We start from the raw sequence: 379 nt of genomic DNA, 5'->3' as shown, positions 1-379 counted from the left end.
GATCAAGCCATTTTCGCGGGCAGCTCTAATTCCCCCTATCACATAGGGAGTTGTGCCCGAAGCAGCAATTCCCACCAATACATCATTTTTAGAAATACTAAATTCCTGCAGGTCTTTCCAGGCTTGTTCTGTATCGTCCTCAGCATTTTCAACCGCATTGCGCAAAGCTTTGTCCCCCCCTGCAATTAATCCTATAACAACGTTAGGAGAAACACCAAAAGTCGGCGGGCATTCGGAAGCATCGAGGACCCCAAGCCTGCCGCTGGTACCTGCGCCAATGTAGAAGAGTCGGCCGTTGTGATTTTTTATCTTTTCTACAACCTTCTCCACTACAGTCTCTATCTGCGGAATAGCTTTTTCGACGGCAAGCGGCACTTTT

At 48.0% G+C, this 379-nt stretch carries 1 protein-coding gene; it reads right to left on the bottom strand.

Annotated features, from left to right (window positions below; all coding sequences use genetic code 11):
* A partial coding sequence (locus HC175_RS20335; protein ID WP_317172381.1) for an N-acetylmuramic acid 6-phosphate etherase occupies positions 1 to 375 on the bottom strand: 375 nt, incomplete at its 3' end.
* Positions 376 to 379: the final 4 nt, after the last annotated feature.

It is taken from the genome of Salinimicrobium oceani, from assembly GCF_012037645.1.
This window is presented reverse-complemented; position numbering and strand designations above follow the sequence as displayed.